The sequence below is a fragment of the Kitasatospora sp. NPDC059408 genome, assembly GCF_042751525.1.
GTDB lineage: Bacteria > Actinomycetota > Actinomycetes > Streptomycetales > Streptomycetaceae > Kitasatospora.
Map to the genome: position 1 here is coordinate 1 of NZ_JBHYWI010000099.1, position 17,384 is coordinate 17,384.

A 17,384-nucleotide genomic window follows, 5' to 3' on the forward strand; every position below is an offset into this window, starting at 1 on the left:
ACTTCTCGTGGGCTCGGATTTGTTTATAAGAGCATGGGCGGGGGGCGGCGACCCGCGGCGCGCAGGACTCGGGGGGGGGCCCGGTCCCCAAGCCGGGGCCCCCGCCCCTTTTGCCGTCCTGACTTCCTAGCGCATCGAGCCGGTGCGCAGGAGGGTGCGGATGACGCGCATCGCGACCGACAGGCTGGACAGCTCGTAGTTGTCCGAACCCCTTATGTCGTCGAGCGTGCTCTTCGCGCGGTTCAGCAGCGTCCCGTTGAGCTCCGCCCAGGCGGTGTAGCGCTCCTCCGGGGTGGCGCCCTCCGGGCCGCAGACGAGGATGTCGGCGGTCAGCGCCGCGTGCGCCGCGAAGAGGTCCTCGCGGATCGCGGCCCGGGCCATCGACGACCAGCGGTCGGTGCGGGGCAGGTCGATGATGCGGTCCAGCAGGTGCGAGATCTGCAGGCGGTCGCCGAGGTCGTAGTAGAGCTCGGCGACGTCCGCGACGTCCTTGCCGGAGCGGTCCGCGACCTCGGTGATGTCCAGGGTCGGGAAGACCGAGGACAGGCCGGCGATCCGGGTGGCCAGCTCCTCCGGCACGCCCGCCGCGGCGAGCTCGCCGTGGATCGACTCGAACCACACCAGGTCCTCGCCGCGCAGCGGCTTGGGCAGCGAGCCCCACACCTGGGCGATCCGGTCGCGGAAGAACGCGATCGTGGCGGCGATGTCCAGCGGCTGGCGGCGGTTGTTGAGCATCCACCGGGTGGCGCGCTCGACCAGGCGGCGCGAGTGCAGCCGCATCTTGGTCTGGACCCGGGCCGGGACCTTGTTGTCCAGGCCCTCGATCTCGCCCCAGATCTCCTCCAGGCCGAACACGGCCCGCGCGGCGGTGTGCGTCCGGGCGATCTCCTCGTAGGTCGCGCCGGTCTCCTCCTTCAGGCGGAAGGCGAAGGTGCAGCCACCGCGGTTGATCGTGTCGTTGACGATCAGCGTGGTGATGATCTCGCGGCGCAGCGCGTGGCCGTCGATCGCCTCGGCGAACCTGGTCCGCAGGGCGCTCGGGAAGTACTCGTGGAGCGCGGTGCGGAAGTACGGGTCGTCGGGCAGGTCGGTGGCGAGCAGCTCCTCGGCCAGCGTGATCTTGGTGTACGCGAGCAGGACGGACATCTCGGGCTGCGAGAGCCCGCGGCCGTTCTGCTGGCGCTCGCGGATCAGGCGCTCGGCGGGCAGGAACTCCAGCCCCCGGTCGAGCTGGCCGGCCGCCTCGAAGCGGTTGATCATCCGGGAGTGGACGTTGACCATGCTGTGCGCCTGGGCGACGGCGTTGGCCAGCACCACGTTCTGCGCGTAGTTGTTGCGCAGCACCAGGTGGCCGACCTCGTCGGTCATCTCGGCCAGCAGCGTGTTGCGCTGCTTGACCGTCATGTCGCCCTCGGCGACGACCCCGTTGAGCAGGATCTTGATGTTGACCTCGTGGTCCGAGGTGTCCACGCCGGCCGAGTTGTCGATGGCGTCGGTGTTGATCCAGCCGCCGGTGCTCTCCGGGCCGCCGGCCGCCGCGTACTCGATGCGGCCGAGCTGGGTGCAGCCGAGGTTGCCGCCCTCGCCGATGACCCGGGCCCGGACCTGCTCGCCGTTGACGCGGATGGCGTCGTTGGCCTTGTCGCCGACCTCGGCGTTGGTCTCGGTCGAGGCCTTGATGTAGGTGCCGATGCCGCCGTTCCAGAACAGGTCGACCGGCGCCTGCAGGATCGCCTTCATCAGCTCGGCCGGGGTGAGCCGGGCCTCCTGGATGCCGAGCGCGGCCCGGACCTGGGCACTGACCTGGATCGACTTGGCACTGCGCGGGAACACCCCGCCGCCGGCCGAGATCAGCGACTTGTCGTAGTCGTCCCACGAGCTGCGCGGCAGGTCGAACAGGCGGCGGCGCTCGGCGTACGAGAGGGCCGCGTCCGGGTTCGGGTCGAGGAAGATGTGGCGGTGGTCGAAGGCCGCGACCAGCCGGATGTGCTCGCTGAGCAGCATGCCGTTGCCGAAGACGTCGCCGGACATGTCGCCGATGCCGATGACGGTGAAGTCCTCGGCCTGGGTGTCGACGCCGAGCTCGCGGAAGTTGCGCTTGACCGACTCCCAGGCGCCGCGGGCGGTGATGCCCATGCCCTTGTGGTCGTAGCCCGCCGAGCCGCCGGAGGCGAACGCGTCGCCCAGCCAGAAGCCGTAGGACTCGGCGACGCCGTTGGCGATGTCCGAGAAGGTCGCGGTGCCCTTGTCGGCGGCGACGACCAGGTAGGTGTCGTCCTCGTCGTGGCGGACCACGTCGGCCGGGTGGACGACCTCGCCGCCGACCAGGTTGTCGGTGATGTCGAGCAGCGCCGAGATGAACGTCTTGTACGAGGAGACGCCCTCGGCCAGCCACGCGTCGCGGTCCACCGACGGGTCCGGCAGCTGCTTGGCGACGAAGCCGCCCTTGGCGCCGACCGGCACGATGACGGTGTTCTTCACCATCTGCGCCTTGACCAGGCCGAGGATCTCGGTGCGGAAGTCCTCGCGCCGGTCGGACCAGCGCAGACCGCCGCGGGCGACCTTGCCGAAGCGCAGGTGCACGCCCTCGACCTGCGGCGAGTAGACCCAGATCTCGAACGCCGGGCGCGGGGCCGGCAGGTCCGGGATGGCCTTCGGGTCGAACTTCATCGACACGTAGGAGTGCCACTCGCCGGAGCCGTCGTGCTGGAAGAAGTTGGTCCGCAGGGTGGCCTTGATGAGGTTCAGGAAGGAGCGCAGGATGCGGTCCTCGTCCAGCGAGACGACCTCGTCGAGCGCGCCGGCCAGCTCCTCCAGGATGCCCTCGGTCAGCTCCAGGGCGCCCGAGCGGTGGCTCGGGCTCAGCCGGGCCTCGAAGAGGTTGACCAGCAGGCGGGTGCTGTGGGTGTTGTTGCGGAGCGCGTCCTCCATGTAGTCCTGGGAGAACGTGGAGCCCGCCTGGCGCAGGTACTTGGCGTACGCGCGCAGCATCATCGCCTGGCGCCAGGTCAGCCCGGCGGTGAGGACCAGCTCGTTGAAGCCGTCGTTCTCGGCCCGGCCGGTCCAGGTGGCGGCGAAGGTCTCCTGGAAGCGCTCGCGCGCCTCGTCGGTGAGCTCGGTGGCCTCGCGCAGCTTCAGGCCGAAGTCGTACACCCACGCGGTGGTGCCGTCGGAGCGGCGCAGCGCGTACGGGTGCTCGTCCAGCACCTCGACGCCCAGGCGCTGGAGCACCGGCAGGACCTCGGTGAGCGAGATCGGGCCGCCGACCCGGTAGATCTTGAAGCGGCGCTCGTCGTCGCCGGCGCCGACCGGCTGGTACAGGTTGAGGCGGAAGTCGCCCGCGCCGTGCAGCGACTCGATCTGCTTGATGTCGGAGACGGCGGTGCGCGGCGGGAAGTCGGCGCGGTAGCCGTCGGGGAAGGCGTTGGCGTACTTGTGGCCGAGCTCGGCGGCCTTCTCCTCGCCCAGCTCGGTGTGCAGCTGGTCGTGGAAGCCGTCCATCCAGAACCGGGCGGCCTCGGCCAGGCGGTTCTCGATCCGCTCGATGTCGGTGTCGGTGAGCTGCGGCAGCTCGGTGCCGGGGGCCACCCGGACGACGAAGTGCAGGCGGGTCAGCACCGACTCGGTGGCGTACACCGTGTAGTCGATGGCGTCGCCGTTCAGCTCTTCCTTGAGGATGTCGGTGAGCAGCAGGCGGATCCGGGTGGTGTACCGGTCGCGCGGCAGGTAGATGAACGCCGAGTAGTAGCGGCCGTACTCGTCCTGGCGCAGGAAGAGGCGCAGCTTGCGGCGCTCCTGCAGGTAGAGCACGCTCGTGGCGATCGAGAGCAGTTCGGAGGCCGCCGTCTGGAACATCTCGTCCCGCGGGAAGGTCTCCATGATCTGCAGCAGGTCGCGGCCGTCGTGGCTCTCGCTGGAGAAGCCGGAGCCGTCCAGGACGGCCTGGACCTTGCGGCGCACGACCGGGATCCGGGTGACGGACTCGGTGTACGCGGCGGAGGAGAACAGGCCGAGGAAGCGGCGCTCGCCGATGGGCTCGCCGGCGGCGTTGAACTTCTTCACGCCGACGTAGTCCAGGTAGGCCGGGCGGTGCACGGTGGCACGGCTGTTGGCCTTGGTGAGGACGAGCAGCTTCTTCTCGTGGGCCTTGGCGCGCACCGGCGCGGAGAGGCGGCCGAAGGCCTCGCTCACGGAGTGGTGGCGGTCGTCGTGGCTGTGCGGGTCGGCGCGCAGGATGCCGAGGCCGGTGCCGGCGACGGCCTTGAGGACCTCTTCGCCCTCGTGCTCGACGAGGTCGTACTCGCGGTAGCCGAGGAAGGTGAAGTGGTCGTCGCCGAGCCAGCGCATCAGCTCCCAGGCCTCGCCGACCTCCTGCTCGGGCAGGCCGGCCGGGGGCTCCTCGGCCAGCTCGTCGGCCAGGCGCAGCGCGCTGTCGCGCATCTTGGTCCAGTCCTCGACGACCTCGCGGACGTCGCCGAGCACGCGGCGCAGGTTGGACTCGATCGAGCGCAGGTCCTCGCGGTCGGTCTCGCGGTCGATCTCGATGTGCATCCACGACTCGACGGTCGCGTCGGCGGGCCACTCGGCGCCGGCGGCCTGGCTGCGCGCGCACGCGTCGACGTCGAGGATCTCCAGGAGCTTGCCGGTGATGTCACGGCGGACGACCAGCTGCGGGTGGATCACGATGTGGATGCCGCGGTCCTGGCGGGACAGCTCGTTGGTGACGGAGTCGACCAGGAAGGACATGTCGTCGGTGACGACCTCGACGACCGTGTGGCCGCAGGACCAGCCGTTCTCCTCGACCGAGGGGGTGTGCACCCGCACCTCGGCGGTGCCCTGGGGGCGCTTGAGGCCCAGGCGGTAGTGCGAGGCGGCCGCGCCGTAGACGTCGACCGGGTCGAGGTCGACCAGGTCCTCGGGCGCGGTGTGGAGGTAGTAGTGGTGCAGGTACGCGGTAAGAGCGCCGTTGCTCAGACCCTCCCCCGGCGCCGCTCCCCCCACCTGGCTGTTCTCAGCGGCTGCGGCGGCCTTCTTGAGCAGGTCGGCCTTGGCTGCGTCCAGCTTGGTCTGCATGACTTCTTGGCTCCTGTCGCGCGCCGTTGCGTGACTCGGTCGTGTGTGGATGAACACCGACGGGTCTACCGCAATCCTGCCGCACCATCCGACTGAAAAGGGTTCATGGCGCGCATGAAACGCCTTCGCAGTGGGTAGGACGATTCGTCCTGCGGAGCCACCCGACGACGCCAGCCAGCCTAACCGGATCAATCGAAGGTGGACAGGGACAGGGAGGCGCAAAGGTGCCGGGTGACCGGTCCGTCCTGGACACCATGTCCAAACCGGAACCGGATGTTCGCTTTCAGCCCATATGCGGGTACGCATGGTGCGTCGGCGGCACGAAGGTTTCCTTGATCGAACGGGCCGAGGTCCAGCGCAGCAGGTTCTGGGCGGCGCCCGCCTTGTCGTTGGTGCCGGAGGCACGGCCGCCGCCGAAGGGCTGCTGGCCGACGACGGCGCCGGTCGGCTTGTCGTTGATGTAGAAGTTCCCGGCGGTGAAGCGCAGTTCCTCCACCGCGCGGGCGATCGCGTAGCGGTCCTGTGCGATGACGGCGCCGGTCAGGCCGTACGGGGCGGCGGCGTCGATCCTGGCGAACACGTCGTCCCAGCGGGAGTCCTCGTAGACGTGGACGGCGAGGATCGGGCCGAAGTACTCGGTGCGGAAGATCTCGCCGCGGTGGTCGGAGGAGACCAGGACGGTGGGCCGGACGAACCAGCCGATCGCGTCGTCGTACTGGCCGCCGGCCGCCAGTTCGACCGTGGGGTCGCGCTTGGCGCGTTCGATGGCGTCCCGGTTCTTCTCGAAGGCCCTCCGGTCGATGAGCGCGCCCATGAAGTTGGAGAGGTCGGTGACGTCGCCGACGGCGAGGGCGTCGACCTCGGCCAGGAAGTCGTCCTTGATCCGCTGCCAGAGGCTGCGCGGCAGGTAGGCGCGGGAGAGCGCCGAGCACTTCTGGCCCTGGTACTCGAACGCGCCGCGGATCAGCGCCGTCTTGAGGATCTCCGGGTCGGCGGAGCGGTGGGCGAGCAGGAAGTCCTTGCCGCCGGTCTCGCCGACGATCCGCGGGTACGTCCGGTAGCCGCCGATGTTCGCGCCGATCGTCTGCCACAGGGACTGGAAGGTCGCGGTCGAGCCGGTGAAGTGCAGGCCGGCCAGCGCCGGGTCGGCGAGCGCGACCGGGGACACCTGGAGGCCGTCGCCGGTCACCAGGTTGATCACCCCGGGCGGCAGGCCGGCCGCCTCCAGCAGCCGCATCAGGTGGTGGGCGGCCAGCGCCTGGGTCGGCGCGGGCTTCCAGACCACCGTGTTGCCCATCAGCGCGGGGGCGGTGGGCAGGTTCCCGGCGATCGCGGTGAAGTTGAACGGCGTGATCGCGTAGACGAAACCTTCCAGCGGGCGGTGGTCGGTGCGGTTCCACACCCCCGGGGACGAGACCGGCTGATCGGCCAGGACCTGCCGGGCGAAGTGGACGTTGTAGCGCCAGAAGTCGATCAGCTCGCAGGCCGAGTCGATCTCCGCCTGCTGCGCGGTCTTGGACTGGCCGAGCATCGTGGCCGCGTTGAGCGTCTCCCGCCAGGGCCCGGCGAGGAGGTCCGCGGCGCGCAGGAACACCGCCGCGCGGTCGTCGAAGGACAGCGAGCGCCACTCCCGGGCGGCCGCCAGCGCCGCGTCCACCGCCGCGCGGGCGTCCTCCCGGGTGGCGTTGCCGAGCACGCCCAGCTTGGCCGCGTGGTGGTGCGGCTGGACGACGTCGATCCGCTCGCCGCCGCCGAAGCGCTGCTCCCCGCCGATCGTCATCGGCAGCGGCACCTGCTCGGCCGCCAGCTCGTCCAGGCGCCGCACCAGGCGCTCCCGCTCGGCGCTGCCGGGCCCGTACGCCCGCACCGGCTCGTTGACCGGCTCCGGCACCTGGGTCACTGCGTCGATGGGCATGGCGGCTCCGTCCTCCTGCTGTACCGATGTCAGTCCAGCCTGACCAGCCCCCGGCGGATCCGCCCGTCCAGACACGCCAACGGCGGACGTGGCGCGCGCCACGTCCGCCGTCAGGACGGCGGCATCGCCGCAGCTCAGGCCGTCAGCCGTCCGGCCAGCTCGACCGCCTCCGCGAGGGTGTCCACGACCGGCACGCCGACCGGCTCCAGCTTCTCCCTGGTGTGCGAGCCGCCGGTGTACAGCACGGCGTGCGCGCCCGCGCCGATCGCCGCGAGGGCGTCGTCCGCGGCGTCCCCGATGAGGACCGTACGGGCGGGGTCCACGCGCTCGCCGAGGGCCGCCAGGTGGCGGACCAGCTGCTCGCCCTTCTGCCCGCCGGAGGGGCCGCTGCGGCCGTCCACGCGCAGGAAGGTGCCGGTCAGGCCGAAGGCGTCGACCAGCGGCACGAGCTTGTCGTGCTCGTACATCGACAGCAGGGACTGGCTGTGCCCCGCCTCCTGCCAGCCCGACAGCAGCTCGCGGACGCCGTCGGTCAGGCCGCAGGCCGGACTCAGCTCGCGGTAGCGGTCGTGGAAGGCGTCGTCGAGGCGGAGCCACTCGGCCCGGGACGGCATGCGGCCGAGCAGGCGCTCGTAGAAGCGGGGGATCGGGATCTCGTACTGCTCGCGGTACTCCTGCATGGTCATCGGCCCGACGCCGATGGTCGCGAACGCGGCGTTGCTCGCTCCGAGCACCGCCTCCATGTCGTGGAAGAGCGTGCCGTTCCAGTCCCAGACGATGTGATTACGCACGATCCGAACGGTAACTCCGGGCACCGACGGGCCGGTAGGACGGGGCTCACGCGGGGGCGGCCGCGGACCGGCCGGGCGGGCGGTCAGGCGAGGAGCCCGGGGATCTCCTGGGTCGCGAACCAGAGCAGGTCGTGGTCCTCGGCGCCGTCCACGGTGAACTGGGCGTCCTGGTCCCCCTCGTCGGCGGCGGCCACCGCGGCCACGGCCGCCGTCACGTCCGCGAGCACCTCGTCGTCGGCGACGTCCGCGTGCACGGCCGCCGCCTTCGCGAGCTTCACCGGGCCGGCCAGCACCACGCGGCCCAGCGAGGCCTGGTCCTGGTACTCGTCGCCGGGGAAGGGCCGCACGGCGGAGTCCGCCACGTCCAGCGCCACCACGACGCGCCGGCGCGGCGCGCCGGGATCGGCGGCAAGCAGCCGCAGCGAGGACTGCGCGGCCCGGTTCAGCGCCGCGTACTCCAGCTCCTCGATGTCGTCGCTGACGTACCACTCGCGCAGCGCGGGCGTCACGGCGTACGCCGCGGTCTCGTCCAGGACGCCGCCCGGGTGCGCCGCCGCCAGGCCGGTCAGGGTGGTGGGCACGTACACGCGCATCGGTGGCACTCTCCGGTTCGTCCAGCGTTCGTCCAGCGGCACAGCTTCCAGCGCCCCCAAGAATAAGCGCCGGGCGCCCGCCGTGATCACGTCCCGCCGGATCGGCGGGCCGCGGATCAGCGCGCCGCCGCCAGCGCCTCCCGGCTGGTGCACAGCGCGCTCTCCAGCACCGCGCCGCGGCGGGCCGGGTCCATCATGTTCGGACCCATCGCCGCCAGGTCCGCCGGCGTCGGCGCGAGCAGCCGCACCCGCACGCCCTCCGCCCGCAGCAGCGCGGCCTCGCGCAGCAGCTGCCTGGTCACCGCGCGGCGGTAGCGGCTGACCACCTGGGCCAGCACGCCGCGCGGGCGGTCGCGGGCGCGCCACTCGTGCAGCGCGGCGAGGGTGCCGCGGTCGGCGCGCCCGGCGCGGGGGTGCAGGCGCAGGGCCATCGGGGCGAGCACGTACGCCTCGTCCAGACCGCGGCCGAGCAGCAGGTCGGCGTTGGTGGCCGACCAGCAGCCGCCGTCCACGTACGCCGAGCCGTCCAGGCGCACGGGCGCGAACCAGCCGGGGATCGCGCAGGAGGCCATCACGGCGTCCGCGACGGCGACCGCCGGGGCGTCCGGGTCGCCGAAGACCACCCGGTGGCCGCTGCGGTAGTCCACGGCCGCGACCCGCAGCGCGGAGCCGGCCGGCCAGCCGCCCGGCCCGTGCAGGTCGCGGACCAGCGCGCCGACCGGGGCGAGCGAGCCGCGGCCGTGCGGCGCCACCGCCGACACCATGGTCAGCAGCGGGTACTCGCGCGGGTGGCGGACGGCGTCCCGCAGGAGGCCCGGCGAGCCGATCCCGGCCCGCGGCCGGGGCGGCAGGGCGCCGCCGACGGCCGTCTCGTAGTCGAAGGCCACGCCGGCCAGCGGGCCCTCGGTGAGCGGCAGTCCGCGCTGGTGGTCGCGCAGCTGGTCGACCGGCACGCCGGCGGCGAGCAGTGCGCCGAGGATGGAGCCGGCCGAGGTGCCCAGCAGCACGTCGGCGTCGCCGGGGCGCCAGCCGGTCGCCTCCTCGACGGCGCACAGCGCGCCGACCGTCCAGGCCGCGCCGAGCATGCCGCCGCCGCCCAGGACCAGCCCGCGCCGCGGTGCTCCCCGGGCGGCACCCGTCCGGGCCGGGGACTGCGCCGCTGCTGCCCGTGTCGTCATGCCGGGTGTCGTCATGCCGGCCGCCTGTCGTCGTGGGGCGTCGCGCCCGCTCCCGCGGTTCCCGGTCAGGATCCGATCCTGCGCGCCGACCGCGGACCGCCGCAACGCGTGACCCCGGCCGCACCACCCGGACCGGCGAACCCGGCCGTCCCCTTTCGGGCCTACCCGCCCGTCGTCGCACGTCAACCGCGTGCCTCCGGGACGGCCCGGGAGGCCGCCGCCGCAACGGGCCGTTCGCCCGGATAGGTGAACTTCACCCTCCGCTCCCCACGGTTGCGCAATCCCCTTGCCGCCCCCTCCCGACCGCCGCTACCAAGGACCCGTCCGTACCCGCACCACTCGCCCGAGGAAGCACCCCCGACCCGTCCGCGCCCACCCCTGCCGTCCACCCCCGCCGTCCGCCCGAGGAAGCACCCGTGACCACGCCCCGGAGCACCACCGCCCGCCCGCCCGGCCCCGAGGAGACACCCGTGACCCCACCGCTCGCCGCCCGCCCCCACCGCCACCTGCACGACGGCGCACCGCACCCCGCCGGGCGGCGGCCCCGGCACCCCCGGGCCGACTGCGCCGGCGCCCCTCCCGGGCACGACCCCCGCGCACTCGCGGCGCGCTTCGCGCACCGGCTCGTCGAGGTGCTCACCGGCGCCCGCCCGTCCGGCCAGCTGATGCGGCACACCAGCCTGGACGGCTACGGCCAGCTCGCCTCCCTCGTCCGCACGGGCGCCCTGCGCCGAGCCGGCGCCGGCGCCCGGCCGCGCCTGGGCCCGGTGCACGACAGATCGCCCTCGCCCGACGCCGTCGAGGCGTGCGTGCGGGTCGACCTCGGCCGGCGGCACCACATGGTGGCCTTCCGCCTCGAACAGCGCGGCCCGGCCGGTCAGTGGCAGTGCACCGCCGTGGAGGCCCGGTGACGGCGCAGGGCGCCGCCCCCGTACGGGAACGGCGCCCTGTGCTGTGGCGCGGTGGCGGCTCAGGCCTTGCGGCGGCGCCCCTTGGCCGACTTCGCGGCCTTGCGGCGCTCGGCGCGGGTCAGGCCGTCGCCCTCGTCCTCCGCCGCGAGGTCGTCGAAGTCGCCCTCGACCACGCCGCCGCCGATCTCGTCCGAGGGGGCCGTGTAGTGCAGCCGCTGCGGCTTCGGGGCCTCCAGGCCCTTGGCCTTGATCTCCGGGCGGGCGGCGTCCTTCTCCAGCTTGTCGAGCACCACCTCGGCGTCCTCGACCGGGACCTCCTCGACCTGCTGCTCGACCTGGACCTCCAGGTTGAACAGGTAGCCGACGGACTCCTCCTTGATGCCCTCCATCATCGCGGTGAACATGTCGAAGCCCTCGCGCTGGTACTCGATCAGCGGGTCGCGCTGCGCCATGGCCCGCAGGCCGATGCCCTCCTGGAGGTAGTCCATCTCGTAGAGGTGCTCGCGCCAGCGGCGGTCCAGCACCGACAGGACGACCCGGCGCTCCAGCTCGCGCATGATCTCCTCGCCGAGCTGGTCCTCGCGGGCGCCGTACTGCGCCTGGATGTCCTCCTGGACGACCTTGGTGAGGAACTCGGAGGTCAGGCCGCCGGAGCCGCCCGCCTCCTCCTCCAGCTCCCCGAGGTCCAGGGCGAGCGGGTAGAGCTGCTTGAGCGCGGACCAGAGCTTCTCCAGGTCCCAGTCGTCCTCGAAGCCCTCGCCGGTGGCCGCCTTGACGTAGGCCTCGACGGTGTCGTCCATGAAGTGGCCGACCTGCTCCTGCAGGTCCTCGCCCTCCAGGACGCGGCGGCGCTCGCCGTAGATGACCTCGCGCTGGCGGTTCAGCACCTCGTCGTACTTCAGGACGTTCTTGCGGATCTCGAAGTTCTGCTGCTCGACCTGGGTCTGCGCGGAGGCGATCGCCCGGGTGACCATCTTCGACTCGATCGGCACGTCCTCGGGCACGTTGGCCATCGAGAGCACGCGCTCGACCATGCCGGCCTTGAACAGGCGCATCAGGTCGTCGCCGAGCGACAGGTAGAAGCGGGACTCGCCCGGGTCGCCCTGACGGCCGGAGCGGCCGCGCAGCTGGTTGTCGATCCGGCGGGACTCGTGCCGCTCGGTGCCGAGGACGTAGAGGCCACCGGCCTCCTTGACCTCGTCCTGCTCGGCCTTGACCGAGGCCTTGGCCTTCTCCAGCGCGGCCGGGAACGCGGCCTCGTACTCGTCCGGGTTGTCCCCGGCGGAGAGCCCGCGCTGGGCCAGCTCGGCCGCCGCGAGGTGGTCCGGGTTGCCGCCGAGCATGATGTCGGTGCCGCGGCCGGCCATGTTGGTGGCGACGGTGACGGCGCCCTTGCGGCCGGCCTGCGCGACGATCTGCGCCTCGCGCTCGTGGTGCTTGGCGTTCAGCACCTCGTGCGGGATGCCGCGCTTGCGCAGCTCCTGCGACAGGTACTCGGACTTCTCGACCGACACGGTGCCGACCAGCACCGGCTGGCCCTTCTCGTGCTTCTCGGCGATGTCCTCGACGACGGCGGCGAACTTGGCCGGCTCCGACTTGTAGATCAGGTCGGGCTGGTCGATGCGCAGCGGCGTCTTGTTGGTCGGGATCGGCACGACGCCGAGCTTGTAGATCTGGTGGAACTCGGCGGCCTCGGTGGTGCCGGTACCGGTCATGCCGGAGAGCTTGTCGTACAGGCGGAAGAAGTTCTGCAGGGTGATGGTGGCCAGGGTCTGGTTCTCGTTCTGGACCTCCACCCCCTCCTTGGCCTCGATCGCCTGGTGCATGCCCTCGTTGTAGCGGCGACCGGCCAGGATGCGGCCGGTGTGCTCGTCGACGATCATGACTTCGCCGTTCATGACGACGTAGTCCTTGTCCGCCTTGTACAGCTCCTTGGCCTTGATGGCGTTGTTCAGGAAGCCGACCAGCGGGGTGTTCACCGACTCGTAGAGGTTGTCGATGCCGAGGTAGTCCTCGACCCGGGTGACACCCTCCTCCAGGATGCCGACGGTGCGCTTCTTCTCGTCGACCTCGTAGTCGCGGTCGATCTTCAGGCGCAGCACCAGCTTGGCGAAGTCGGCGTACCACTTGGTCGCCTGGTCGGCCGGGCCGGAGATGATCAGCGGGGTGCGGGCCTCGTCGATGAGGATCGAGTCGACCTCGTCGACCACCGCGAAGTTGTGGCCGCGCTGGACGAGTTCGTCCTTCGACCAGGCCATGTTGTCGCGCAGGTAGTCGAAGCCGAACTCGTTGTTGGTGCCGTACGTGATGTCCATCGCGTACTGGCGCTTGCGCTCGGCGGGCGTCATGTTGCCCAGGATCACGCCGACTTCGAGGCCGAGGAAGCGGTGCACCCGGCCCATCCACTCCGAGTCGCGCTCGGCGAGGTAGTCGTTGACGGTGATCAGGTGGACGCCCTTGCCGGTGAGCGCGTTCAGGTACGCGGGCAGGGTGCCGACGAGGGTCTTGCCCTCACCGGTGCGCATCTCGGCGACGTAGCCGAAGTGCAGCGCGGCGCCGCCCATGAGCTGGACGTCGTAGTGCCGCTGGCCGAGGACGCGCTTGGCGGCCTCGCGGACGGTGGCGAACGCCTCGGGGAGGATGTCGTCCAGGGACTCCCCGTCGACGAGCCGCTGCTTGTACTCGTCGGTCAGTGCCCGCAGCTCCGCGTCGGTGAGGTTGACGAAGTCCTCTTCGATGGAGTTGACCTGGGCAGCAATCCGCTGCAGCTTGCGAAGGATCTTGCCTTCGCCGGCGCGCAGGATCTTGTCGAAGACGGACACTAGAGCGGGCTCCTTGCCTGTATTGGCACTGGACGACTGCACGACGGGTTCACCCCACCGCACGGGCCATCGTATGCGAGGAGTCCAATGCCCCGGGAGGTGCGTCAGCACGGTATTCCCGTGTCACTCGCCCGGGCACCCGACCGATAGCACCGCCCACCGGGGCAAAACGGTCCGGGCCCCGCCGAGTTGGCGGAATATTCGGATGTCCGCCCTCCGCTTGGCGCGGAATAATCCGGGCATGGAAGAACTCCGGACCACGCCCGTCACCCTCACCACCGAGCGCCTCGTCCTGCGCGCCCCGCAGGAGTCGGACATCGACGCGGTCCTCGCCGCCTGCCAGGACGAGGAGATCCAGCGCTGGACGGTGGTGCCGGTCCCCTACCGGCGCGAGGACGCGGAGTTCTTCGTCCGCACACTGGCCCCGAACGGGCTGCGCGACGGCTCCGAGTACATCTGGTGCGTGACCGACCGCGCCACCGGGCGCCTGGTCGGCACCCAGTCGGTGTCCCGCTTCGCCGCCGACCCGGCCGCCGCCTCCGTCGGCTGGTGGACGGCGAAGGAGCAGCGCGGCCGCGGCTACACCGTCGAGGCGGCCCGCGAGGTCGCCCGCTGGGCCCTCACCGAGCTCGGCGTCCGCCGCCTCCAGTGGCTCGCCTACGTCGGCAACGACGGCTCCCGCGCCGTCGCCGAGCGGGTCGGCTACCGCTTCGAGGGCACGCTGCGCTCGTACGCCGAGCAGCGCGGCGTCTTCCACGACTCCTGGGTCGCCTCGCTGCTCCCGTCCGACCTGGCCTGAGCCGGCCCGCTGCCGGCCGCGCCACCGGGCCCGGCCGGGCCCGGTCGTTGTCGGTGGTGGGCGTTACGCTCCCCGGCATGAGCTCCGCGCCCGCCCCCAGCTCCCCCGTCGCCGTCCTGAGTGCCGACGACGCCCGCCGGATCGCCCTGCGCGCGCAGGGCCTGCTCGGTGCGCCGGACCGGCGGGCCGGGGTGCGCGGCGTGCTGCGGCACCTGGGCGCCGTCCAGTTGGACACGATCTCCGTGCTGGCCCGCTCGCACGAACTGGTCCCGTACGCCCGGCTCGGCGCGGTCGGCCGACCCGCCGTCGAGGCCGCGTACTGGGGCCACGGCACCAGCTTCGAGTACTGGTCGCACGCGGCCTGCGTCCTGCCGGTCGAGGAGTGGCCGCTGTTCGCGTTCCGCCGCCGCCGCTACCGCGACCGCGGCCACCTCTGGGGTCACCAGGTCTCGCCCGAGACGTACCGGCACGTGCTCGACAAGCTGCGCGCCGAGGGGCCGTTGACGTCCACCGAGCTGGGCGGCGCGAAGAAGACGGCCGAGTGGTGGGACTGGTCCGACACCAAGATCGCGGTCGAGCGCGCCCTGGCCTTCGGCGACGTGGTCTGCACCGAGCGCCGGAGTTGGAAGCGGGTCTACGCGCTGGCCGAACAGGCCGTCCCCGACGCCCTGTTCGGGCAGGACCCGACCGACGCGGACTGCGTCCGCACCCTGGTCGCCCAGGCCGGCGCCGCCCTCGGCGTGGCCACCCGGGCCGACCTGCTGGACTACCACCGGCTGCGCGCCGAGGAGTTGGACCCGGCCCTCGCCGACACCGGCCTCGTCCCGGTCGAGGTGGCCGGCTGGGGCCCCGACGGCACCGCGGCTCCCGCCTGGGCCGATCCCGCCGCGCTGGCCGCCGCCCCGCCGCGCGGACGCCACCGCACCACGCTGCTCTCGCCGTTCGACTCCCTGGTCTGGGACCGCGCGCGCACCGAGCGCGTCTTCGGCATGACGCACCGCCTGGAGGCCTACACCCCCAAGCACAAGCGGGTGCACGGCTACTTCGCCATGCCCCTGCTCGCCGGCGGGCGCCTGGTCGGCCGGGTGGACCCGGCCCGCGAGGGGCGCACCCTGGTCGCCCGCCAGGTCTCGCTCGACTCCGCCCGGCACGTCGGGGCACTGGCGACGGCGCTGCGCGAGGCGGCCTCCTGGGTGGGCTGCGACGCCGTGCGGGTGGAGGCGCTGCACGACGAGCGGCTGCGCCCCGCGCTGGAGAAGCTGCTCGCGGCGTGAGCACGCCCGGTGGCCGGGGGAGCCCCGGCCACCGCGCGCCGCGTCACCCTATTTCGAGGATCTTCTCGCGCATCGCGTAGACCACGGCCTCCATCCGGGAGTGGAGCTGCAGCTTCTCCAGGATGTTGCGCACGTGGTTCTTGACGGTGTTCTCGCTGATGAACAGCTCCTTGGCGATCTCCCGGTTGTTCATCCCGGTCGCCACCAGTTTGAGCACCTCCAGTTCCCGGTCGGTGAGCCGGGGCGCGGGTACCAGGTCCCGGTCGTCGGAGCGGCGCTGGATCATCGACTTGAACTCGGTGAGCAGCTTGGAGGCCATCGACGGGCTGATCTGCGACTGCCCGTCGGCGACGGCGCGGATCGCGGTGGCGACCTCGTCGGTGGAGATCTCCTTCAGCAGGTAGCCGGTGGCGCCCGCCTTGATCGCCTCGTAGAGGTCGGCCTCCTCGTCGCTTATCGTCAGCATGATGATCTTGGTGCTGGGTGCCACGTCCTTGATCGCCGTGCACGCCTCGATCCCGCTGCGGCGCGGCATCCGGACGTCCATCAGGATGATGTCGGGCAGCAGGTCGGCGGCCTTCAGCACGGCCTCGGCGCCGTCCCCCGCCTCGCCGACGACCTTGATGTCCGGCTCCTCGGCGAGCACGATCTCCAGCCCGCGGCGGAAGAGCGCGTGGTCGTCCACCACCAGCACGCGGATCGGCTCACCCCGGCGCGGTGCGTACGCGAGCTCCTCGCCCGCTCCTGGGGACAGTCCGGCAACCGGCCCCCCAGCGGGCCCCAGCCCGAAGTGATCCCCCATCCGCTCCTCCCCCTTCGCGGGACGTCGTGCGCCAATCATTCCACGCCGCGGCCACGCGACGGTCACCCTCCGATGCCGATTCCCCCGCAACGAGTGACCCCTCCACCACGGCCCGCGACCGCGCTCGACCGACGTTCGACCGCGGACGGCCCCCGGAACGCCGGTGACCCCGGCGGCCGCGGCCGCCGGGGTCACCCGTTCATCGCTCCGGACGGTCAGTCCTCGTCGTCGTCGGCTCCGCCGATCGCGCCACCCGCGCCGCCGCCCGCCGACTGGGCGGCGGGGTCGGTCTGCAGGTGGATCACACCGTAGTGGTAGCCGTGCCGGCGGTAGACGACGCTCGGCAGGCCGCTGTCCTTCTCCACGAACAGGTAGAAGTCGTGGCCGACCAGCTCCATCTCGTAGAGCGCCTGGTCCAGCGCCATGGGGGCGGCCGGGTGGGTCTTCTCCCGGACCACCAGCGGGCCTTCGCCCTCCACTTCCAGGGATCCCATCATGGTCTTGCGGACGGCCCCGTTGGTCTCGCTCTCCGGCGCCGCCGGCTCCGGCAGCCCGGCGAGGGCCGCGGTCGCCTCGGCGACGCTGATCGGGGTGCGGCCGTTGCCGCCCTTGTGCACCCGACGCCGGTCCGCGGACTTGCGCAGCTGGGCGTCGAGCTTCGCCGAGGCCAGGTCGAGCGCCGCGTACGGGTCCCCGGCGGCGGCTTCGGCCCGGATCACCGGCCCACGGGTACGGAGGGTGATCTCCACCCGCTCGGACCGGTCGGCCTGCCGCGGGTTGTGCTCCTTGGACACCTCGACGTCGAGGCTGATCACCTTGCCGTCGAACTTCTGGACCTTCTCCAGCTTCTCGGCCACGTGCTCGCGGAACCTCTTGGGCACCTCGGTCTTGCGGCCCTTGACGACGATGTCCACGCAGAACTCCGATCCCTCGTGCTGACGCCGATCCGGGTGCTACCGGACCGGACTGAGACCCAGCTGGACCAGCCCATCCACTGCCGGCCCCCCGCCCCCACCGCCAGCGGCGGGAACGACTGGCCCTCACCTCACTTCCTCCCCACCAGGGACGGTTGAAACCCCTTGAAGCTTTATCGAACACCTCACGCGGGGTTTTCGCCTCCCCAGGCTCGGTCGTGGGCATGGGCCAGGAGCGGTGGGTGAACGGTCAAGCTGTTGCACCCTGTTTACCCTCCTAGGAGTGAAGCATGGGTGAATACCTGGACAACA

The 17,384-nt window shown here is 71.9% G+C and carries 11 protein-coding genes; 3 read left to right on the forward strand and 8 right to left on the reverse strand.

What is annotated here, in order from left to right; genetic code table 11:
- Window positions 1–126: 126 nt before the first annotated feature.
- From ACFXDE_RS38505 to ACFXDE_RS38525, 5 genes are all read right to left on the reverse strand, one after another.
- On the reverse strand, window positions 127–5,073 hold the full coding sequence (locus ACFXDE_RS38505; protein WP_380498984.1) for an NAD-glutamate dehydrogenase: 4,947 nt from the start codon (window positions 5,071–5,073) through the stop codon (window positions 127–129).
- A gap of 283 nt (window positions 5,074–5,356) precedes the next feature.
- A complete protein-coding gene (gene pruA / locus ACFXDE_RS38510) occupies window positions 5,357–6,982 on the reverse strand; it encodes an L-glutamate gamma-semialdehyde dehydrogenase (RefSeq protein ID WP_380498997.1) in 1,626 nt (541 codons plus the stop codon).
- A gap of 140 nt (window positions 6,983–7,122) precedes the next feature.
- Window positions 7,123–7,779: an HAD family hydrolase gene (locus ACFXDE_RS38515; protein WP_380435429.1), complete on the reverse strand. Its 657-nt coding sequence runs from the start codon at window positions 7,777–7,779 to the stop codon at window positions 7,123–7,125.
- A gap of 83 nt (window positions 7,780–7,862) precedes the next feature.
- The gene (locus tag ACFXDE_RS38520) at window positions 7,863–8,372 is read right to left on the reverse strand and encodes a DUF6912 family protein (protein WP_380498985.1); all 510 of its coding nucleotides are present in this window, start codon (window positions 8,370–8,372) and stop codon (window positions 7,863–7,865) included.
- Between the two features lie 116 nt (window positions 8,373–8,488).
- Window positions 8,489–9,550, reverse strand: a complete 1,062-nt coding sequence (locus tag ACFXDE_RS38525; RefSeq protein ID WP_380498986.1) for a patatin-like phospholipase family protein — start codon at window positions 9,548–9,550, stop codon at window positions 8,489–8,491.
- A gap of 416 nt (window positions 9,551–9,966) precedes the next feature.
- Here ACFXDE_RS38525 and ACFXDE_RS38530 point away from each other — a divergent pair, with 416 nt between their 5' ends.
- Complete coding sequence (locus ACFXDE_RS38530) at window positions 9,967–10,461, forward strand: Rv3235 family protein (RefSeq protein WP_380498987.1); 495 nt, start codon at window positions 9,967–9,969, stop codon at window positions 10,459–10,461.
- 59 nt (window positions 10,462–10,520) lie between these two features.
- On the opposite strand, the gene secA is transcribed toward ACFXDE_RS38530, so the two are convergent.
- On the reverse strand, window positions 10,521–13,283 hold the full coding sequence (gene secA, locus ACFXDE_RS38535) for a preprotein translocase subunit SecA (RefSeq protein ID WP_380498988.1): 2,763 nt from the start codon (window positions 13,281–13,283) through the stop codon (window positions 10,521–10,523).
- 241 nt (window positions 13,284–13,524) lie between these two features.
- On the opposite strand from secA, the gene ACFXDE_RS38540 reads away from it, so the two are divergent.
- Together ACFXDE_RS38540 and ACFXDE_RS38545 are read left to right on the forward strand one after the other, a co-directional pair.
- Window positions 13,525–14,082: a GNAT family N-acetyltransferase gene (locus tag ACFXDE_RS38540; RefSeq protein WP_380435434.1), complete on the forward strand. Its 558-nt coding sequence runs from the start codon at window positions 13,525–13,527 to the stop codon at window positions 14,080–14,082.
- Between the two features lie 77 nt (window positions 14,083–14,159).
- Entirely contained in the window at window positions 14,160–15,356 is a 1,197-nt protein-coding gene (locus ACFXDE_RS38545; protein ID WP_380498989.1) for a winged helix-turn-helix domain-containing protein, read from the forward strand.
- Between the two features lie 43 nt (window positions 15,357–15,399).
- On the opposite strand, the gene ACFXDE_RS38550 is transcribed toward ACFXDE_RS38545, so the two are convergent.
- Both ACFXDE_RS38550 and hpf read right to left on the reverse strand, forming a co-directional pair.
- Window positions 15,400–16,158: a response regulator gene (locus tag ACFXDE_RS38550; RefSeq protein ID WP_380435436.1), complete on the reverse strand. Its 759-nt coding sequence runs from the start codon at window positions 16,156–16,158 to the stop codon at window positions 15,400–15,402.
- Window positions 16,159–16,373: 215 nt separating this feature from the next.
- Complete coding sequence (gene hpf / locus ACFXDE_RS38555; protein ID WP_380435437.1) at window positions 16,374–17,072, reverse strand: ribosome hibernation-promoting factor, HPF/YfiA family; 699 nt, start codon at window positions 17,070–17,072, stop codon at window positions 16,374–16,376.
- Window positions 17,073–17,384 lie beyond the last annotated feature (312 nt).